Consider the following 17,860-nt stretch of genomic DNA (forward strand, 5'->3'; position numbering starts at 1 on the left):
GTGCTGCTCGCAGCCGGCTGCACGGGCGGCGACGACCCGCACGTTCCCCGGGTCCTGGACACCGTCGACCTCGACGCCGCCGTCGGCACCGACGTCGTCGTCCACGACCTCGCCGGCTCCCTCGTGCTCGTCGGCGACGCCGGCCGGCGCTGGCTCGTCCCGCTCGACGGCGGCGCCCCGACCCCCATCGACCCGGACAGCGAACTCGTCATCGGCGACGGAACGCCGCTCGTCGTCGGCACCGCGCTGACGCCGGTCGGTGGCGCGGCCCTCCCGCTGCCGATCGACGGGCCGCCCACCGCCGCCCTCCTCGACGGCGAGGCGCTCGTGCTCGCCCGCGACACCCGGCTGGCCGCCGTCGACCCCGGCACCGGCGCCGTCCGGGCCACCGCGGAGGCGCCCGCGCCGGTCACCGAAATCGCCCGCGCCCCCGACGGCGACCTCGCCGCGCTGGCCGACGACCCGGCGGACGGCGTCCTGCTGCTGCGCCTCACTCCCGACCTGCGGCCGGAGGGCGACCCGCTCACGGTCGTTCCCGAGCGCACCAGCACGCCCACCGCGCTGCAGGTGACGGAGGACGGCACCGTCGTCGTCACCGCCTACGTCAACGAAGCGCGCGACGCCGGGCGGCTGGTCACCGTCGCCGGCGGCCGGGTGCGGACCGTCGCCGAGCTACAGGGCACCGACGCCACCGCCCTCGACGTCGCCGTGGTCGGCCGGATCGCCTACCTGGTGCTGTCGGCCTCGTACCACCCGGCCGAGCTGACGGCGGTCGACCTCACCACCGGCGCACGCACCGCTGTCGTCGGGCTGTGCGGCGGCGCCGGCGCCTTCGGTGCCCTCGCAGCGGACGGCACCACGGTGACCGTCGTCGGCTCCTGCATCGACGCCGACGGGCCGACGACCACCGCCTTCGTCATCGGCTGACCGGGCCGTCCGCCTCTGTCGGCGCGGCCGCCGTCGGCGCCACGATCCGGACCCACCCGATCGGAGGCCAGCGCCGTGTACCTCACCCAGGGTCTGCACCGTCACGTCCAGCAGCGACCGGACGACGTCGCCACCGTCTGCGCCGGCCGCACCCGCACCCACGCCGAGTCGGTCGACCGCATCGCCCGGCTCGCGGCCGCCCTGCAGCGGCTCGGCATCCGCGACGGCGAGCGCGCGGCGATCCTGTCGCTGAACTCGGACCGCTTCCACGAGTTCCTCGGCGCGACGCTGTGGGCCGGCGGCGTCGTCGTGCCGGTCAACATCCGGTGGAGCGTGCCGGAGATCGCCGAGTCGCTGGTCGAGGTCGACGCGCAGGTGCTCGTCGTCGACGACCTGTTCGCCGGTCACGTCGACGGCATCCGGGCGGCCCACCCCTCACTGAGGGAGGTCGTCCACGCCGGCGACGGCCCCACGCCCGACGGCATGCTCTCCTTCGAGGAGCTGGTCGCGTCCCACGAGCCGGTCGAGGACGCCCGCCGCGGCGGGGGCGAGCTCGCCGGCGTCTTCTACACCGGCGGCACCACCGGCCGGTCCAAGGGCGTGATGCTCAGCCACGACAACCTGCTGACGTCGTCCATGGGCGGGCTGGCCACCGAGCACTTCACCCGCGACGGCGTCCTGCTGCACGCCGCGCCGATGTTCCACCTCGCCGCCTTCTCCACCTGGGTCAGCGGCGGCGTGCTCGGCGGCACGCAGGTGATGATCCCGGTGTTCGACCCGGTCGCGGTCCTCACCGCCGTGCAGGAGCACGCCATCACCGACCTGCTCCTGGTGCCCACGATGATCCAGCTGGTGGTCGACAACCCCCGGGTCGACGAGTTCGACCTGACCAGCGTCCGCCGCGTGATGTACGGCGCCTCCCCCATGTCCGACGCGCTGCTCGGCCGGGCGGTGAAGACGCTGCCGAACGCCCGCTTCCTGCAGGCCTACGGCATGACCGAGCTGGCCCCGGCCGCCACCCTGCTCACCTCCGAGGACCACGAGGACCCGAGGCACCGCCGCTCGGTCGGCCGCGCCGCCCCGCACGTCGAGGTGCGCGTCGTCGGCCCGGACGACGCCGAGCTGCCGCGCGGCGAGGTCGGCGAGATCGTCGTCCGCGGCGGGAACGTCATGCTCGGCTACTGGAACCGGCCGGAGGAGACCGCGGAGGCGCTGCGCGGCGGCTGGATGCACACCGGCGACGCCGGCCGGATGGACGACGCCGGCTACGTGTACCTCACCGACCGCATCAAGGACATGATCATCTCCGGCGGGGAGAACGTGTACTCGGTCGAGGTGGAGAGCGTCGTCGCCCAGCACCCGGCGGTGGCCACGTGCGCGGTCATCGGGGTCCCCGACGAGACCTGGGGCGAGCGCGTGCACGCCGTCGTCGTCCCGGCGTCGGGTGCCACCGTGACGCTCGAGGAGCTGCACGACTTCTGCGAGGAGCGCATCGCCGGCTACAAGGTGCCGCGGTCGATGGAGCTGGTCGACGCGCTGCCGCTGTCGGCCGCCGGGAAGGTGCTCAAGCGCGAGCTGCGGAAGCCGTACTGGGCCGGGCAGGAGCGCGCCGTCCACTGACGGCTACCTGCTAACCCCGTCGAGATCGCGCGATCTCGGCGCCCGGGGCCGCCTGAAGGGTCGAGATCGCGTGATCTCGACCGACATGGGTGCGCCTCAGCGGCGCTACCGTCCCCCGGTGGACCAGCCCGGCACCGGCCGTCCGACCCGCAGCCGCCTCGCCCGCACCGCCCGGCTCGCCGCCCTGCCCGCGGCCTACGCCGGCCGGACCGCCGTCGGTCTCGGGAAGCGGATCGGCGGCCGCCCCGCCGAGGCGGTCGCGGCGCAGGTGCAGCAGCGCACCGCCGAGCAGCTGTTCGTCACCCTCGGCCAGCTCAAGGGCGGCGCGATGAAGGTCGGGCAGGCGATGTCGGCGATGGAGGCCGCCCTGCCCGACCAGCTGGTCGGCCCCTACCGGGAGGCGCTGGTCCGGCTGCAGGAGGCGGCGCCGGCGATGCCGACGGCGATGGTGCACGAGCAGCTCGCCCGGTCCCTCGGCGGAGGCTGGCGGGGCCTGCTCGGGGACTTCGACGACCGGCCGGTCGCGGCGGCCAGCGTGGGGCAGGTGCACCGCGCCACCTGGTCCGACGGCAGCCCGGTGGCGGTCAAGGTCCAGTACCCGGGAGCCGGCGAGGCGCTCGTCGCCGACCTGGGGATGCTGCAGAAGGCGGCTCCGCTCATGCAGACGGCCATGCCCGGCCTCGACGCCCGGCAGCTGCTGCAGGAGCTGCGCGACCGGCTGGTCGAGGAGGTCGACTACGCGCGGGAGGCCGACGCCCAGACGGCGTTCGCCGAGGCCTACCGGGACGACCCGGACATCTGCGTCCCCGACGTGCTCGCCGCCGAGGACCGCGTGCTGGTCACCCGGTGGATCGACGGGACTCCCCTGTCCCGGGTGATCGCCGACGGCAGCCAGGACGACCGCGACCGCGCCGGCCTGCTGCTCGTGCGCCTGCTCGCGTCGTCCCCCGTGCGCGCCCGCCGGCTGCACGGCGATCCCCACCCCGGCAACTTCCGGCTGCTGCCCGACGGCCGGCTCGGCGTCCTGGACTTCGGCGCCACCGAGGCACTGCCGTCCGGCTGGCCGGCCCGGCTCGGACCGCTGCTCGCCGCCGGACGGGACGGCGACGCCGCGGCCCTGCACCGCGTCGCGGCGTCGGCAGGCCTGCTCCGGCCGGACCAGGTTCCCCCGCAGGCGCTGCTGGCGCTGCTCGACCCGTACCTGCAACCGCTGCGCACCGACGCCTACCGGTTCACCCGGGCCTGGATGCAGGAGCAGACCAGGGTCGTCTCCGACCCGTTCAACGCCGCCTCGAAGACCCAGCGCCGGCTGACCATCCCGCCGCGCCACCTCCTCCTGCAGCGCGTGGCCGCCGGGCTGGCCGGCGTCCTCTGCTCGCTGGGCGCCACCGTGGCCGTCGACGGCGAGGTCCGGCGCTGGCTGCCCGGCTACGACAGTGGACCGCCGACGCCGTGACCGCTCGACCGGCCGGCGTCCTCAGGTGCCGGTGCGCGCGGCCGCCGAGCTCGGCCAGCCGGGCCCCGGCCGGAAGCCGCCGCGCCGGGACGGCGCCCGGTCGGCTCCCCCACCGGCGACGACCCGTAACGGCGCCGTGTGCGGCCGCTTCGGACGCGGCGGCAGGTTGTCGCGGCACCACCGCTCGCAGTCGGCCAGCAGGTTCCCTGTGGACGGTGCGCGGAGAGGCCTACCGGAGGACGTGCCGGACAACGCTGCGGGCTCCCTGGACGAGGACGGAGGTCGCGGGGTCCTCGATCCGGCACGGGCGCGCGGCGAGGACGACCGGCTCACGCTAGGCCACGTCGCCCGTCCGACCGTGGCACGAGCGCCCCGGCGCGCCCCGCTAGCGTTCCCCTGGCCCCGCCCGGACGGGACCGGCAGAGTGGGCCGCGCGGCGGCGCCGTAGGGGCGTCCCGTTCCATCGCGAGGAGCGGCGGCATGCACGCACGGTCGACCAGCATCCGGGGCAACCCCGCCCACCTCGACGCCGGCATCGGCTACGTGCGCGACGAGGTGCTCCCGGCCTCCGAGCAGGCCGAGGGCTGCGTCGGCCTCTCGCTGCTCGCCGACCGGGAGGCCGGCCGCTGCATCGTGGCCACGGCCTGGCAGGACGAGCGGGCCATGCGGGCGACGGCCGCGGAGGACCGCACCGTCCAGCACCGCCTGCTGCACGCCCTCGGCGGCGAGCACGCCGACGTCCAGGAGTGGGAGATCGCCGTCCTGCACCGGGACCGCCCGGCCGGGGACGGCGCCGGCGCGCAGGTCACCTGGGCGCGCATCCCGAACAACCACGTCGACGACCTGCTCGACGCCTACCGGCACAACCTGCTGCCCAAGCTGCGGGAGCTCCCCGGTTTCTGCAGCGTGAGCATGCTGGTGGACCGGCGCGCCGGCCGGACGGTCAGCGTCACGAGCTTCGAGAACCGCGACGCCGCCGGGCTGGTGCGCCGGCACGCCCGCTCCCTGCGCGAGCAGTTCGCCCAGGCCATGGGCGCCAAGATCGTCGACGTCGCCGAGATGGACCTCGTCCTCGCCCACCTCCGGGTCCCCGAGACCGTCTGACCGGTCCTCCGCCGCAGGAGTCCCTCGGGTCAGGGCGTGCCGCGGCGGACCTCATCCGGCGTGCGCCCGAACGCCGCCCGGAAGGCCCGGCCGAACGTGGCGGGGTCGCCGAAGCCCCACCCGTGCGCCACCGCGGCCACGGTCACCGCGGTGCCGCGCCGGGCCAGCTCGCGCCGCGCGCCCTCCAGCCGCAGCCGGCGCACGTAGCCGGCCGGGGTCGTGCCGCGGGCGGCGCACAGCCCGTAGAGCGAGCGCACCGAGACGAACGCCCCCGCCGCGATCGCCGCCGGGGACAGGGACGGCTCGCGCAGGTGGGCGGCGACGTGGGCGGTCACCCGCGCCCAGGCCGGGTCGTCGTCGACCGGGGTCAGCGCCCCGGCCAGCAGGTCGACCAGCGCGTCGGCCACCGGCTGCCCCAGCCGCCCGCCGAGCGCGCCGGCGCTCGCCAGCGCCGTCCCCACCAGGGCGGTGAGCAGCCCGGCGGCCGTGGCGTCGAGCGGGCCGCCGGCGGCGGCGGGCAGCCGGGACGACGGCGCCAGCAGCGTCCACTCGTGCAGCCGCCCCGGCACCCGGAAGCGCACCGGCTGGTCGCCCCGCCACAGCACCGCCGACCCCGGGCCGGCCACGACCCGCGACGCGCCCACCTCGACGACCTCGCGCCCCTCGCGGACGAAGCTCACCCCCACCACGCCGGCGTCGGCCGCCGCCGGCCGCGCGCCCGGGCCGCACCGGCGGTCCACCAGCGCCAGGTCGCCGACGCGGTACCGGGTGACCTCGACCCGGCCGGCGGGTGTGCGGAGCTCGGCGGTCGGCGTCATGGGGACCTCCCGCGGCGCAGCCAACTCCCGGCCGGGCGGGGCGGCAAGACCTGCAGGCATCGCCGCGGGACGTGCAGGGACCGCCGCGACGCCGCGTACGTCAGCGGCCACGGTCGGCGGCATGCGAGAGGACATCGAGTTCAGGACCGAGGACGGCGTCACCCTGCGCGGCTGGCACCACGCCCCCGACGACGGGCCGGCCGACACGCGCCGCCCTCTCGTCGTCATGGCGCACGGCTTCTCCGCCGTCAAGGAGATGTTCCTGGACGACTTCGCCGACCACTTCGCCGCCGGTGGGCTCGGCGTGCTGGTCTACGACAACCGCAACCTGGGCGGGTCCGACGGCGAGCCGCGCGGGGAGATCGACCCGTGGCAGCAGGTCCGCGACTACCGGACGGCGATCACCTGGGCGCAGACCCAGCCGTGGTGCGACCCCGACCGCATCGGGATCTGGGGGTCCTCGTACTCCGGCGGCCACGTGCTCGTCGTCGGGGCGATCGACCGCCGCGTCAGGTGCGTCGTCTCCCAGGTGCCCCTGGTGAGCGGGCTGGCCAACGCGCGGCGGCTGATCCGCGCCGACCAGTTCGCCGACCTGCGGGCGATGTTCGACGCCGACCGCGCCGCCCGCTACGCGGGCAAGCCGCCGGAGATGATGCAGGTGACCTGGGAGAAGGACCCGGCCGAGGTGTGCGCGCTGCCCACGGCCGACACCTCGGAGTTCTTCTTCGGCCCGATCCAGGAGCGGGCCAGCACCTGGCGCAACGAGGTCACGCTGCGCTCGGTGGAGATGTTCGTCGAGTACGAGCCCGGCGCCTACATCGCCGACATCGCGCCGACGCCACTGATGGTGGTGGTGGCCGCGCAGGACCACCTGACCGTCGCCGACCTCACCCTCGAGTACTACGAGCGGGCCCGGCACCCGAAGGAGCTGCTCGTGCTTCCGGTCGGCCACTTCGAGGCCTACACGGGCGAGGCGTTCGCGCGCTCGGCGCCCGCGCAGCTGGACTGGTTCCGCCGGTACCTGACCTGACCGACGGCGGCCTGTGGAAAACCCGGGGGTGCGTCCTCCGGGGCTGCCACGGTGTGCCGCGTGACCACACCCGCGCTCGCCGACGTCCCCGTCCGTTCCTCCCTGGCCCTGACCCGTCGCTGGGTCGCCCTGCTCACCCCGCTGACCTTCGGCCGCCGCAGCCTCTGGCTGACCTGGCTGGGCGCCGACGGCCGGCAGTCCCCGGTCGTGCTCCCCGTCGACGACGTCCCGGTCGAGCCCGACCGGGGACTGCTCAGCAGGGTGCTCGACGTCCACGCCGAGGTGGGCACCCACCTCACCGGTGACGGCGCCCACCTGGCCCTGGCGCTGTGCCGTCCCGGCGAGCCGGTCGAGACCGACGACGACGGCGAGTGGATGGGCGCCCTGCACGAGGTCCTCGACGGCGCGCTCGACGGCACCTGGAGCCTGCACCTGGCCGCCGGGGGCCGGGTCGAGCCGCTGGTCGACGTGCCGTCCTCGTTCCTGCGCCGGGCCGGGAACGGCCGGCGGTGACGGCGCCGAACGGCTGGTCCCCCGGCCCGGGCGACTGGGTCGTCGACCCGCACGCCCGCACCAGGCGCTCCCCCGCCCTCGCGGTCGCCGGCGCGGTGCTGCTCGCGCTGCTGCTCGCCGCGGCCGGCGTCCTCACCCACCGCGTCCTCACCCACCGCGCCCTCGCCCCGACCCCGGCCTGCCAGCTCGGGCGGTCGAGGAGCACCCGGCCGGCCGGCGCCCCGACCGGCTGCTCTCCTGGCGGGAGCTGTGCGCCGCCACCCAGCGGCAACCGGGGGCGGCCGGCCGGCCCGTCCGCATCGAGGACGCCGTCGAGGCGGTGGTCGAGGAGGTCGACGCCGGCCTGACGGTCACGGTCGGGGAGGTCCGGCGGACCTCGTCGCAGACCTGGGCCGTCGACGTCGGGATCGGCCGGGACGGCGACACCCACCACGTGGACCGGCTCGTCGTGGACGACGGCGGGGACTCCCGCGGCTGCTAGCCGGCCAGGCCCTCGGGCTCGACGACGTGCAGCACGCCGCGGCCGCGTTCCTTGGCGCCGTACATCGCGCGGTCGGCCAGCGCGAGGACGCTGTCCAGCGTCGCCCCCGGCGCGGCCATCGCCAGCCCGATGCTGGCCGACACCCGCACGGTCCGCCGTCCGACGTCGACCTCGTCGACCAGCGCGGCGGCCAGTCCGTGCCCGAGGGCCTCGGCCGTGGCCGCGTCGACCCCGGGCAGCACGGCGACGAACTCGTCCCCGCCGAGCCGGCCGACCACGGCACCCGGCAGCTCCCGCTCCACGTGCCGGCGCAGCCGCTCGGCCAGCCGCACCAGCAGCGCGTCGCCCACCGCGTGCCCGCCGCGGTCGTTGACCTCCTTGAACCGGTCGACGTCGACGAACAGCACCGCGCCGCCGAGCGCCAGCGCCACCCGGCCGCTGTCGAGCAGGTGGCTGCGGTTGGCCAGCCCGGTCAGCGGGTCCTGCCGGGCCGAGCGCAGCAGCGCCTGCCGCCAGCCGTCGGCCCGGCTCGCCACCGCGGTCAGCCGGTCGACCGCCTCCTGCAGCCGCACCTGCTGTGCGGCGTCGGCGCCGGCGGCCGGCCCGGCCACCGCGCCGGCCAGCACCTCGAGCACCTCGGTCAGCGGCAGCCCGGCCGCCACCGCCTCCAGCACGCGGCCCTGCGCGGCCAGCAGCTCGCCGTCCCACCGGTGTGCGGCCACCTGCCGCCGCAGCGACAGCACGCCGCGCACCAGCCGGACCTGGACCTCCAGCACCTCCTGCTCGGCCGGCGTGTACTCCCGCGGGACGGCGTCGAAGACGGCCAGCGCGCCGAGCACGAAGCCGTCCTCGTCGATCAGCGGCACCCCGAGGTAGGAGCGGATCACGCCCTCGGCCACCGCCGGGGTGTGCCGGAACACCGGGTGGGCCATCGCGTCGGGCACCTGCAGCGGCGCCCGCAGCGCCACCACGTACGCGCAGAAGCTCTGCTCGTCGGGCACGTGTGAGTACGGCACGTCGACACCACGCTCGGCCGGGTAGCACTGCTCGTCGGTGCCGACCAGGTTGATCAGCGCGATGGGGGCGTCCACGGTCCGCGCCATGTACGACACGACCGCGTCGAGGTCGCCGATCCCGGCGTGCCCGGGCACCCGGTAGCTGTCGAGCGCGGCCAGCCGTCCGGGGTCGGCGACGGCGGGACGGGGGTCGGGGAGCACCGACCCGGACGGGCGGGGCGTCGGGGCGGCGCTCACACGCATGGACTGTAGTTGCCGACCGTCACGGACGGAGCACGCAGCGGCGCGGGCCCCAGGCCGGATCAGTCCTGGCGGGCCTGGCGGCGCATCGACCACATCTGCGCCGGGCGCTCGAACTGGGTGGCGACCTCCCAGCTCACCGCGCCGTTGACGACCTCCTTGCGGAAGTTGCCCACGGCCACCCGCGCGAGCTCGGGGTCGGCGGCCACCCGGCGGGCCAGCTCGAGCGCGCGGTCCTCCACGGCGGCGTCGTCGTGCGACTCCCACGCCAGCCCGAGCTCCACCGCGCGGCGCCCGTCGACCTCCTCGCCGAACAGCGCCATCGCCGCGGCGGCCTCCCGGCCGATGAGCCGCGACAGGATGACGAAGTGCCCGCCGCCGGGGTGCATGCCGCGCTTGAGGAAGCCGGCCAGCAGCCGGGCGTCGTGCGCGACGATCCGCAGGTCGGTGGCCAGCAGCATGTTCATCCCGGCGCCCACGGCCGATCCGCGCACGGCGGCGATCGTGGGGACGCGGACCTGCCCGAGCCGGTAGAAGGAGTCGTAGATCCGGCCCATGCCCTCGTAGGCGTCGGGCGCAGCCGGGTCCCTGCCGGCCCACGTCAGCGTGCCCACGTCGCCGCCCGCGCAGAACGACCGCCCCACCGCCCGCACCACGAGCGCGCCGACCTCCGGCTGGGCGTCGACCTGCTCGAAGACGTCGATGAGCTCGCCGGCCATCTGCGGCGTCAGCGCGTTGCGGCGGTCGGGCGCGTTGAGCGTCACGACCGCCACGCCGCCGTCGACCTCGAGCAGGACCTCGGCGTCAGCCACCAGCGCACCTCCGGACTCCGGGCCGGCACCGGCGCCGGCTCCATCGCCCAGCATCAGACCACGCGGTTGCCGCGCCGGTCCGGGCGGCCGGACACTCGGCTCCCGACCCCGGAGCCCGCATGCCGTCCACCCGCCGCGCCGCCCTCGGTGCCTTTGTCGCGATATTGGCCGTCTCGGGGTGCACGGACGTCCAGGGCGACACCGCCCCGGCACCGCGGACGTTCGGCGAGCTGCGGGCCATCGTCGACCTCGACGCCGTCGCACCGGCCGGCGTCGACGTCCTCGACCTGGCGGCCGGGCCCGACGGGGCGGTCGCCCTGCTCGCCGACACCGCCGACCCGGCCGTCACCTACCTCGCCCCGGTCGACGAGGACGGCGTCGGCGGGCTCCGGCCGCTCGCCGGCCCCGCCGACCAGCTGTTCGTCACCGACGACGGCACCGCCGTGGTCACCGCACCCGGCCGGCTGACCACCCTCCCGCCCGGCGGGGAGCCGGCGGTCACCCAGCTCGACGTCGCCGGGGACACCGCCGCGCTCTCCCCTGACGGGCGCACCCTCTACCTCGCCACGCAGAGCCGGCTCGCGGCGGTCGACCCCGCCACCGGCGACGTGCGGGCCACCGCCGACCTCGACGCCGGCCTCACCGTCCGCGCCCTCGCCGTCGGCCCGGACGGCGGACCCACCGCGCTGCTCAGCGACGCCCGCGCCGTCGACCTGGCCGACGTCGCCGTGCTGGGCACCTGGTCGGCGGACCTGGCGCCGGGCGACCTCGTCGAGCTGGCGCCCGACCGCCCGGCCAGCATCCCGTCCGCGCTGCGGATCGCCGACGAGGGCACCGCGGTGGTCACCCTCACCGCGGGCTCGGGCGAGGACCCCTTCCGCGTCGTCACCGTCTCCGACGGCGAGGTGACGGCGTCCCACCGCATCCCCGGCACCGACCGCCCGCTCGCCGACCTCGCCGTCTCCCCCGACGGGCGCGTCGCCTACCTGCCGGTGGCCGGGTTCGAGGTGGAGTCCGGCGTCGTCACCCTCGACCTTGCCAGCGGTGAGCAGCTCGGTGCGGTGCGGGTGTGCGAGGGCCAGGCGAGCTTCGGCCGCGTGGCGCTGACCGGTGACCGGCTCACCGTGATCGGGTCCTGCATCTCCGCCGCGCCGTCGTCGTCGACCGCGTTCGTCGTCGCCTGAGGGTGGGGCCTGGGGGCATGGCCTCCGGGGTGTGACGTGCACCACTATGGGCCCCATCCCCGACCCGAGGAGGACCCTCATGGACCGGCTGCGTTTCGGCACCTTCCTGGCCCCGTTCCACCCGCCGGGGGAGAACCCGACGCTGGCGTTGCAGCGCGACCTCGAGCTCGTCGAGCACCTCGACCGGCTCGGCTACGACGAGGCCTGGATCGGTGAACACCACTCGGCCGGCACCGAGATCATCGCCTCACCGGAGATCTTCATCGCCGCGGCCGCCGAGCGCACCCGCCACATCAAGCTGGGCACCGGCGTCACCTCGATCGCGTACCACAACCCGCTCTGGGTGGCCGAGCGCATGGTGCTGCTCGACCACCTCACCCGCGGGCGCGCGATGCTCGGCTGCGGGCCCGGCTCGCTGCCCACCGACTCGATGATGCTGGGCCTGACCCCCACCGACACCCGCGAACTGCTCGAGGTCGACCTCGACATCATCATGCGGCTGCTGCGCGGCGAGACGGTCACCGAGCAGACCAAGACCCACAACCTGGTCAACGCGCGGCTGCACCTGCGGCCCTACACCCAGCCCTGCTTCGAGATCGCCGTCGCCGCCGTCGCCTCCCCCACCGGGCCGCGCATGGCGGGCCGGCACGGCGTCGGGCTGCTGTCGATCGGCGCCACCCTGACCAAGGACGGCTTCGACGCGCTCGCCCACCACTGGAACGTCGTCGAGGAGCGGGCGGCGCACTACGGCCAGACCGTCTCGCGGCGCGACTGGCGGCTGGTCGGGCTCATGCACATCGCCGAGACGCGCGAGCAGGCCTACGCCGACGTCCAGTTCGGCATCGAGACCTGGTTCCGGTACTTCCAGAAGACGGCGGCGTTCCCGCAGATGGCGGTCGAGGGCGGTGACGCCAAGGAGATGATCGACTTCATCAACGAGGCGGGCATCGGCGCGATCGGCACCGTCGACGACGCCCGCGCGCAGGTGCAGCGGCTGTGGGACCAGTCCGGCGGCTTCGGCGCCATGCTGCTGCTCGGCCACGAATGGGCCAACCCGCAGGCCACGAAGCGGTCGTGGGAGCTGATCGCGCAGCACGTGATGCCGCACTTCCAGGGCGGCGAGGTCAGCCACGCGCAGCAGACGCTGGGCGCCAAGGAGTACGCCATGGGCAAGCGCGAGGACTACGCCGCCGCGCAGCTGCAGGCCGTAGCCACCATGACCGAGCGCTACGAGAAGGAGAAGGCGGGACAGGCCTGAGGACGGCGGTGGGGTGGCGGCGCCGCCACCCCACCGCTCACCTGGCCAGGGTGGCGTAGAGCTCCTCGGCGATCACCTCGTGCCCGGAGGGATCGGGGTGCAGGCAGTCGCGTCCGCCGACGTAGTCCGCCGGACCGAGCGCGCCGTACAGGTCGGTCACCTGGGCTCCGGTCTCCGCGGCGACCCGGCGGATGACGTCGTTCAGGCCGCCCTGCAGCGACAGCACCCCGGGGATGGTCCCGCCCTCCAGGACGACGTCCGCGATCGCCGGGGCGGCGGGGTTGACCCCGGTCAGGAAGCAGGAGCCGATCGGGTTGTAGTACGTCGTCACCACGACCTCGGCGTCGCGGCCCGCGGCGGCGACCAGCTCCCGGAGGATCGTGGTGAGCCGGTCCTCGACGCCGGCCAGCACGGCGTCCACCGTGGCCTGGCAGCCCGCCGGCGTCGCGGTGGCGATGCACGCCTGCGCGATCGGGGTGAAGACGTCGTTGCCGCCGATGGTCACCGTGACGACCTCGACGTCGTTCTTCGGGTCGCGGTCGGCGTCGCGCGCCTCGATCAGCTGCACCGCCGGACGGAGCTGGTACTCGATCAGGGTTGCGGTCGTCGCGCCGGGCACCGCCAGGTCGACGAGCTCGAAGTCCGCGAGCGACCGCCCCGTCGCCTTATCCGCCGCCGGGTTGTAGTCGGCGTCGAGCAGCTCCTCGAGCAGCTGCGGGTAGCCGGGGGCGGCGGGCACCGCGCCGATGCCGGCGGCGACGGAGTCACCCAGGGCGAGGTACACCGGCGTCCCGAGCGGGGAGTCCTCCTGGGCGGCGGCCGGTGCGACCGCCACGAGCGGCAGCAGCGCCGCGATCCCGACCATCAGCTGCCTGCGCACGGTGTCCCCCTGTCCCCCGGTGTGCATGCACCTCAGCACCCCGCTGCGGAACCGGCCAGGGTCGAAGGGCTCAGCCGGGCGGCCGCCAGGACGGGTCACGGCCGGTGGCGCCGAGCAGCCGGTGCAGCGCCGGGGCGTCGGCCGGCACCGGCACGACCGGCCCGTAGAGCCCCGGCGGGCGGTCGTCGCCGAAGGACTCGGCGAACGCGCGGCACGCCTCGGCCGCGGCGTCGTCGACGTCGTAGGGCTGCCCGGTGGCGACGGCGAGGTCCCAGCCGTGCACGACCACCTCGTCGAGGGCGACGACGGCCGCGACGCCGGCGGGCATGTCCACTCCCCCGGCCCGCGCGGTGCCCTCGTGCGCCGCCGGGTCGCGCCAGGCGGCGGCCAGCGCGTCGAGCTGCGCGGGGATGCGGGTGCGCCAGTCAGCGGGCAGGTGCCCCGGGTCGGCGGAGGCGGCGCCCTCGACCGGCGTCTTCTCCGCCGCCATCCGGAACGCGTGGGTGAGCCCGGTGAGGTGGTCGAGGAGCCCGGCGACGGTCGTGCCCTCGCACGGGGTCGGCGCGGTCAGCTGCTCGTCGCGGATGCCGGCCACGACGCGCGCCACCTCGGCGGTCGCCGGCCCCAGGTCGATCGTCTGCACGTCGGTGGGACCGCCTAGCACGCCCGGACTCATCGGCGCCGGGCTCCCGGTGTCAGACCACCTCGGCGCCGAGGGCTCCGCACAGTGCGGCGTTGAACTCCTCGAAGGTGTTGTTCCCGGCGGCCACCTCGACGTCCTGCGTGCCGAGGTCGAGCACCTGGCGACCCGCGGTCAGCACGAGCTCGCCGCCGTCGGGCAGCGTGGTCCGGCCGACCAGTCCCTGCCGGACGGAGACGCCCTCGTCGAACAGGTCGACGACCCGGAAGTGGCCCTCGTAGGTCGTCTGCGTCCCCGTCGGACCGGTGAGCGTCCCCGTGTAGGAGACGTTGCGCACCTCCTGGACGACGCGGTCGCCGTCGCTGAACGTCTGGATCCTGAGACGGATGTCGAAGTCGCTGACGGTCACGTCCGGGCAGGGCCCGTAGGGGAAGGTCAGGTCCTCGATGACGACCGTCGTCGGCTTGCTGGGCGTCAGTGGCGCCGCCCAGGCCGGGGCAGCCAGCGCCGTGACGAGGCCGGCGGCCACGGCCGGGACCAGGACGAGACGACGCAGGCGGGCCATGGGGACCTCCGGCAGGGACGACCGCGGGCTCGGACCCGGGAAGGGGAGCCTGCTCCCGCTCCGGTGGTCCGCCCAGTGTCCTTGGACCCGGTCCCGCCATCCGTCCCACGGCCACCCCGGAACGGGGTAGTAATGACAGACGTGACAGCGGGACGAGGGGGCGGCGCCGCCCTCGTCCTCCCGAGCGCCGGACCCGACCCGATCCCGCTGCCGACCGCGCTGGCCGCCGTCCTCGGGTACGCGCGGGGCCGCCGTCCGCTGTTCTTCCGCTCCCCCAGCCACCCGCACGGCCGGTGGGTGCAGGTGCTCGCCTTCGCCCACGACCGCTTCGACGGGCAGCCGCCCGAGACCGCCGGCTCCCCCACCGATCGCGACGTCCTCGTGGCCGAGGGCCTGCACGGCCGACTCGACCCGGCCGGGTGGCGCCGGGTGCGCACGGCGCTCGACGACGTCTGGCCGGTGGTGGGGACACTGGTCGACCGGGCGGCCGGGCGCGCGTTCTGGGAGCTGCCCGCCGACGAGTTCTCCGTGCTCATGGAGCCGGGGACCGTGGGCGCGGCGCTGCGCGAGGTGGGTGACCGGCACGTGCGGGCGGCGCTGCACTCCCGGTACCCGGCGCTGGTGCCACTGCTCGACGGCGTCACGCGGCGGCAGCTGTACGGGCACGTGGGCGAGGGCGACAGCGGACCCGAGGCCGTCGTCCACCGGGAGCTGACCGCCAACGCCGCGGCGTTCACCGCGCTGGAGACGGCGACGGCGACCCTGCTCGGGCGCCCGCTGACGCGGCTGCGGCTGCACGACGTGCTGCTGTGGCTGGCCGGGTCGCTGCGGATGACGCACGCGGTCGCGGTCGGGCGGGCGCTGGCGGCCGACTCGGAGCAGGGGTTGGACTCACTGCTTCCGGCATGAGGGGCTGGCTCGACTGTTGATCATCGGGTTGTTGCCGCTGACACGCGCGGACACGCCGGCGCGGAGGGCAAGGACTCGATGATCAAAATCTTCCCGTGCGCCTACGTGGCTACAATCAGCCATCGCGTGATGGGCACAACAAGGAGGTCCGATGTCCTGGGTCGGAATCCGTGAGCTCCGCGACGGGCTCAGCCGTCACATCGCCTCCGTCCGTGACGGCGGCACGGTCACCGTCACCGACCACGGACGGCCCGTGGCGCGCATCGTGCCGGTCAACCGGCCCACGACGCTGGAACGACTGATCGCAGAAGGGCTCGTTCAGCCGCCTCGGACCTCCAAGCGGGCCGCTCCAGAGCCCCTGGTCGTCGACGGCACGGTGTCCGACCTGGTGACCGACCAGCGTCGGTGATCGCCTACTTCGACACCTCGGCCCTCGTCCCGCTCATCGTCGCGGAACCCACGAGCGTGCGCTGCCGACGGGTGTGGGACCAGGCCGAGGCCGTGCTGACCGTGGAGCTCACCTACGTGGAGGCGGCGGCAGCCCTCGCTCGCGCGCAGCGCCTCGGCCGGCTCACCGGAACGCAGCACGCCGAGGCGCTGCAGCGTTGGGACGCCCTGTGGGACCAGGTGGTCTCCCTCTCCGTCGACACCCAGCTCGTCCGCAGCGCCGCTGGGCTGGCTGCGACGTACGGACTGCGCGGCTACGACGCCGTGCACTGCGCCGCCGCGGTCGGGCACGCCGACTCCACGGTCGTGGCCACCGCCGGCGACGGCGACCTCCTGGAGGCTTGGCGCACGGCCGGCCTCGCCGTCGTCGACACGACCGGCTGAGCAGCCGTTCGGGTGGCTCGTCCACAGGGGTGACCGGCGTTCGCCTCCGTTCTGGTTATCGTCCCCAGCCGTGCGTATTCACCGCGGGGGGATGCGACTGACGGCGGCGGCCGTAGCGCTCGGGACGACGCTGCTCACCGGCTGCGGCAGTGCCGACGCCGAGGCCCCCAGCACCAGCCTGCCCTCGGCCACCTCAGCCGCACCGACCACCGAGGCGCTCCCCGTGGTCGGGCCCGCGGACTTCCCCGTACTGCCGGAGGCGCGCACCCAGGACGCCGCCGGCGCCGAGGCCTTCCTCCGCTACTGGATCGACCTGCTGAACCGGCAGCGAGCGATCCCCGCCGGACAGCCCCTGCGTGATCTCGGTCCGGACTGCGGCGAGTGCCAGCGCATCGCAGGCGCCTACGACGAAACGGCGGCCGCAGGCGAGCGGTATGAGGGCGGTGAGCTAGAGCTCAACGACGTTACGACTCCGCGGCTAGCTGAAGACACCGCTGCCTTCGGTTTTGGCGTCCGGCAGGAGGCTGTGCGCCTAGTAGATGCAACAGGAGCGGTCGTCGACCCTGGACAAGAGCTCAAGACCAACGCCGCTGGCGGGATTGATTTGCTCTGGTCAGCCAGTGATCGGACTTGGCTCGTCACAAGCTTTGGCATTGGATGACTCGCCTAATCACTCTTCTCCTTGCCACCCTTTGCGCGCTTGGCATGTGTCTCCTCGGCAGCGCCAGCGTTGCCAATGCCGATTGCCGGTTCGAGAGCTGCCCCGAGACGGGACTTGACGATGGTGCTGTTACGACGGCGTTCTCCGGGGGACGCGTCGGCGAGGTAGTCGGCGCCGTTGGCGCAGCAGCCGTCGACTATGTCTGGCGATTGCGCCAGCCGTGTGTGCTGGCGGACGAGCGCGACGGCTTCTGTGGAGTCTTCGACTTCCAGGACTGTCCTGCTGAGCCGGGCCAGGTCGTTCGCTTCCTCACCGTTCAGCAGCGCCCGGTCGTCCGTCCGGACGGGACCGCCGTCGTCGAGGTACCAGCGGGGTTCGCCCCCGGGGACCTGCTGGAGGACTGGGCCGACGTCCGCACCGCCTGCATCGACATCACGGCGCTCAACCCGCCGCCGTCGCCCGACGAGGTCTTCACCTACTTCCAGCGCCTCCCGCTCCCGCAGCTGACCACCCAGCACGCGCCGCCGGGCGACGGCCTGTCCGGGCTGCCGGTGGTCTTCTGGACCGACTCGCCGGCCACGCAGACCTTCACCGTGGACATCCGCGGCTTCACCGTCGTGATCGTCGCCCGGGCCGAGCAGTACACCTGGCGCACCGGCGACCCGGCAGCCCCGACGCTCACCAGCACGGAGCCGGGCAGCGCCTACCCCGGCCACGCCGCCGAGCACCTCTACCGGTCCGGCACGTACTCGGCGAGCCTGACGGTGACGTGGGGTGCGACGTTCACCGTCGACGGCAGCGCGCCGGCCGACGTCCCCGGGACCACCACGACCGACGGCCCGCCCGTGACGTTCGACGTCGTCGAGGCGACCGCCGTCCTGACCGACCCCTATGACTGACTGCGTATTGCTTGCT

20 protein-coding genes are annotated in these 17,860 nt (G+C 75.0%); 14 read left to right on the top strand and 6 right to left on the bottom strand.

What is annotated here, in order from left to right:
• The 4 genes from CHC04_RS12540 (at window position 1) to CHC04_RS12555 (ending at window position 5,107) form a co-directional block, all read left to right on the top strand.
• A complete protein-coding gene (locus tag CHC04_RS12540) occupies window positions 1–927 on the top strand; it encodes a PQQ-binding-like beta-propeller repeat protein (protein WP_089404262.1) in 927 nt (308 codons plus the stop codon).
• Between the two features lie 75 nt (window positions 928–1,002).
• The gene (locus CHC04_RS12545) at window positions 1,003–2,547 is read left to right on the top strand and encodes an acyl-CoA synthetase (RefSeq protein WP_089404263.1); all 1,545 of its coding nucleotides are present in this window, start codon (window positions 1,003–1,005) and stop codon (window positions 2,545–2,547) included.
• A 118-nt stretch (window positions 2,548–2,665) separates the two neighbouring features.
• Window positions 2,666–4,003 carry an ABC1 kinase family protein gene (locus tag CHC04_RS12550; protein ID WP_245817148.1) on the top strand — a complete coding sequence of 446 codons (1,338 nt, stop codon included), beginning with the start codon at window positions 2,666–2,668 and terminating at the stop codon, window positions 4,001–4,003.
• Between the two features lie 480 nt (window positions 4,004–4,483).
• Window positions 4,484–5,107 (top strand): hypothetical protein, encoded by a 624-nt coding sequence (locus tag CHC04_RS12555; RefSeq protein ID WP_089404264.1) that lies wholly within the window; start codon window positions 4,484–4,486, stop codon window positions 5,105–5,107.
• A 29-nt stretch (window positions 5,108–5,136) separates the two neighbouring features.
• On the opposite strand, the gene CHC04_RS12560 is transcribed toward CHC04_RS12555, so the two are convergent.
• A complete protein-coding gene (locus tag CHC04_RS12560; protein ID WP_176449979.1) occupies window positions 5,137–5,925 on the bottom strand; it encodes a helix-turn-helix domain-containing protein in 789 nt (262 codons plus the stop codon).
• Between CHC04_RS12560 and CHC04_RS12565 the strand changes: the two genes are divergently transcribed.
• The 3 genes from CHC04_RS12565 to CHC04_RS24170 all read left to right on the top strand — a co-directional run bounded on the left by CHC04_RS12565 (window position 5,924) and on the right by CHC04_RS24170 (window position 7,949).
• Window positions 5,924–6,955 carry an alpha/beta hydrolase gene (locus CHC04_RS12565; RefSeq protein ID WP_483866696.1) on the top strand — a complete coding sequence of 344 codons (1,032 nt, stop codon included), beginning with the start codon at window positions 5,924–5,926 and terminating at the stop codon, window positions 6,953–6,955. The two genes, CHC04_RS12560 and CHC04_RS12565, sit on opposite strands and share 2 nt — an antisense overlap.
• A 60-nt stretch (window positions 6,956–7,015) precedes the next feature.
• A complete protein-coding gene (locus CHC04_RS12570; RefSeq protein WP_089404267.1) occupies window positions 7,016–7,468 on the top strand; it encodes a hypothetical protein in 453 nt (150 codons plus the stop codon).
• 319 nt (window positions 7,469–7,787) lie between these two features.
• The gene (locus CHC04_RS24170) at window positions 7,788–7,949 is read left to right on the top strand and encodes a hypothetical protein (protein WP_176449980.1); all 162 of its coding nucleotides are present in this window, start codon (window positions 7,788–7,790) and stop codon (window positions 7,947–7,949) included.
• Here the strand turns inward: CHC04_RS24170 and CHC04_RS12575 are convergent.
• Both CHC04_RS12575 and CHC04_RS12580 read right to left on the bottom strand, forming a co-directional pair.
• On the bottom strand, window positions 7,946–9,202 hold the full coding sequence (locus CHC04_RS12575) for a GGDEF domain-containing protein (protein ID WP_176449981.1): 1,257 nt from the start codon (window positions 9,200–9,202) through the stop codon (window positions 7,946–7,948). The two genes, CHC04_RS24170 and CHC04_RS12575, sit on opposite strands and share 4 nt — an antisense overlap.
• A 65-nt stretch (window positions 9,203–9,267) precedes the next feature.
• A complete protein-coding gene (locus tag CHC04_RS12580; protein WP_245817149.1) occupies window positions 9,268–10,017 on the bottom strand; it encodes an enoyl-CoA hydratase/isomerase family protein in 750 nt (249 codons plus the stop codon).
• 119 nt (window positions 10,018–10,136) lie between these two features.
• On the opposite strand from CHC04_RS12580, the gene CHC04_RS12585 reads away from it, so the two are divergent.
• Together CHC04_RS12585 and CHC04_RS12590 are read left to right on the top strand one after the other, a co-directional pair.
• A complete protein-coding gene (locus CHC04_RS12585) occupies window positions 10,137–11,201 on the top strand; it encodes an NHL repeat-containing protein (RefSeq protein WP_141233786.1) in 1,065 nt (354 codons plus the stop codon).
• Between the two features lie 79 nt (window positions 11,202–11,280).
• Complete coding sequence (locus CHC04_RS12590) at window positions 11,281–12,459, top strand: LLM class flavin-dependent oxidoreductase (protein ID WP_089404271.1); 1,179 nt, start codon at window positions 11,281–11,283, stop codon at window positions 12,457–12,459.
• 37 nt (window positions 12,460–12,496) lie between these two features.
• Here the strand turns inward: CHC04_RS12590 and CHC04_RS12595 are convergent, their stop codons facing one another.
• From CHC04_RS12595 to CHC04_RS12605, 3 genes are all read right to left on the bottom strand, one after another.
• Complete coding sequence (locus CHC04_RS12595; RefSeq protein ID WP_176449982.1) at window positions 12,497–13,339, bottom strand: SGNH/GDSL hydrolase family protein; 843 nt, start codon at window positions 13,337–13,339, stop codon at window positions 12,497–12,499.
• 70 nt (window positions 13,340–13,409) lie between these two features.
• Window positions 13,410–14,003, bottom strand: a complete 594-nt coding sequence (locus CHC04_RS12600; protein ID WP_245817150.1) for a TIGR03086 family metal-binding protein — start codon at window positions 14,001–14,003, stop codon at window positions 13,410–13,412.
• 31 nt (window positions 14,004–14,034) lie between these two features.
• Entirely contained in the window at window positions 14,035–14,544 is a 510-nt protein-coding gene (locus tag CHC04_RS12605) for a hypothetical protein (protein ID WP_089404274.1), read from the bottom strand.
• 141 nt (window positions 14,545–14,685) lie between these two features.
• Here CHC04_RS12605 and CHC04_RS12610 point away from each other — a divergent pair, with 141 nt between their 5' ends.
• From CHC04_RS12610 to CHC04_RS12630, 5 genes are all read left to right on the top strand, one after another.
• Entirely contained in the window at window positions 14,686–15,453 is a 768-nt protein-coding gene (locus CHC04_RS12610; RefSeq protein ID WP_245817151.1) for a hypothetical protein, read from the top strand.
• A 151-nt stretch (window positions 15,454–15,604) separates the two neighbouring features.
• A complete protein-coding gene (locus tag CHC04_RS12615) occupies window positions 15,605–15,862 on the top strand; it encodes a type II toxin-antitoxin system Phd/YefM family antitoxin (protein ID WP_089404276.1) in 258 nt (85 codons plus the stop codon).
• A complete protein-coding gene (locus CHC04_RS12620) occupies window positions 15,859–16,284 on the top strand; it encodes a type II toxin-antitoxin system VapC family toxin (RefSeq protein ID WP_089404277.1) in 426 nt (141 codons plus the stop codon). Before CHC04_RS12615 ends, CHC04_RS12620 begins: the two co-directional genes overlap by 4 nt.
• A gap of 91 nt (window positions 16,285–16,375) precedes the next feature.
• The gene (locus tag CHC04_RS12625) at window positions 16,376–16,945 is read left to right on the top strand and encodes a hypothetical protein (RefSeq protein ID WP_089404278.1); all 570 of its coding nucleotides are present in this window, start codon (window positions 16,376–16,378) and stop codon (window positions 16,943–16,945) included.
• A 224-nt stretch (window positions 16,946–17,169) separates the two neighbouring features.
• Complete coding sequence (locus CHC04_RS12630; RefSeq protein ID WP_141233787.1) at window positions 17,170–17,844, top strand: hypothetical protein; 675 nt, start codon at window positions 17,170–17,172, stop codon at window positions 17,842–17,844.
• Window positions 17,845–17,860 lie beyond the last annotated feature (16 nt).

Origin of the sequence: Geodermatophilus saharensis, assembly GCF_900188205.1 — a bacterium.
GTDB lineage: Bacteria > Actinomycetota > Actinomycetes > Mycobacteriales > Geodermatophilaceae > Geodermatophilus > Geodermatophilus saharensis.

Excerpts from the sequence above, each read along its gene's own strand:
- CHC04_RS12555 (WP_089404264.1), top strand. The coding sequence starts at position 4,484 with ATGCACGCACGGTCGACCAGCATCCGGGGCAACCCCGCCCACCTCGAC.
- CHC04_RS12565 (WP_483866696.1), top strand. The coding sequence starts at position 5,924 with ATGGGGACCTCCCGCGGCGCAGCCAACTCCCGGCCGGGCGGGGCGGCA.
- CHC04_RS12560 (WP_176449979.1), bottom strand. The coding sequence starts at position 5,925 with ATGACGCCGACCGCCGAGCTCCGCACACCCGCCGGCCGGGTCGAGGTC.
- CHC04_RS12585 (WP_141233786.1), top strand. The coding sequence starts at position 10,137 with ATGCCGTCCACCCGCCGCGCCGCCCTCGGTGCCTTTGTCGCGATATTG.
- CHC04_RS12590 (WP_089404271.1), top strand. The coding sequence starts at position 11,281 with ATGGACCGGCTGCGTTTCGGCACCTTCCTGGCCCCGTTCCACCCGCCG.
- CHC04_RS12605 (WP_089404274.1), bottom strand. The coding sequence starts at position 14,544 with ATGGCCCGCCTGCGTCGTCTCGTCCTGGTCCCGGCCGTGGCCGCCGGC.
- CHC04_RS12615 (WP_089404276.1), top strand. The coding sequence starts at position 15,605 with ATGTCCTGGGTCGGAATCCGTGAGCTCCGCGACGGGCTCAGCCGTCAC.
- CHC04_RS12625 (WP_089404278.1), top strand. The coding sequence starts at position 16,376 with ATGCGACTGACGGCGGCGGCCGTAGCGCTCGGGACGACGCTGCTCACC.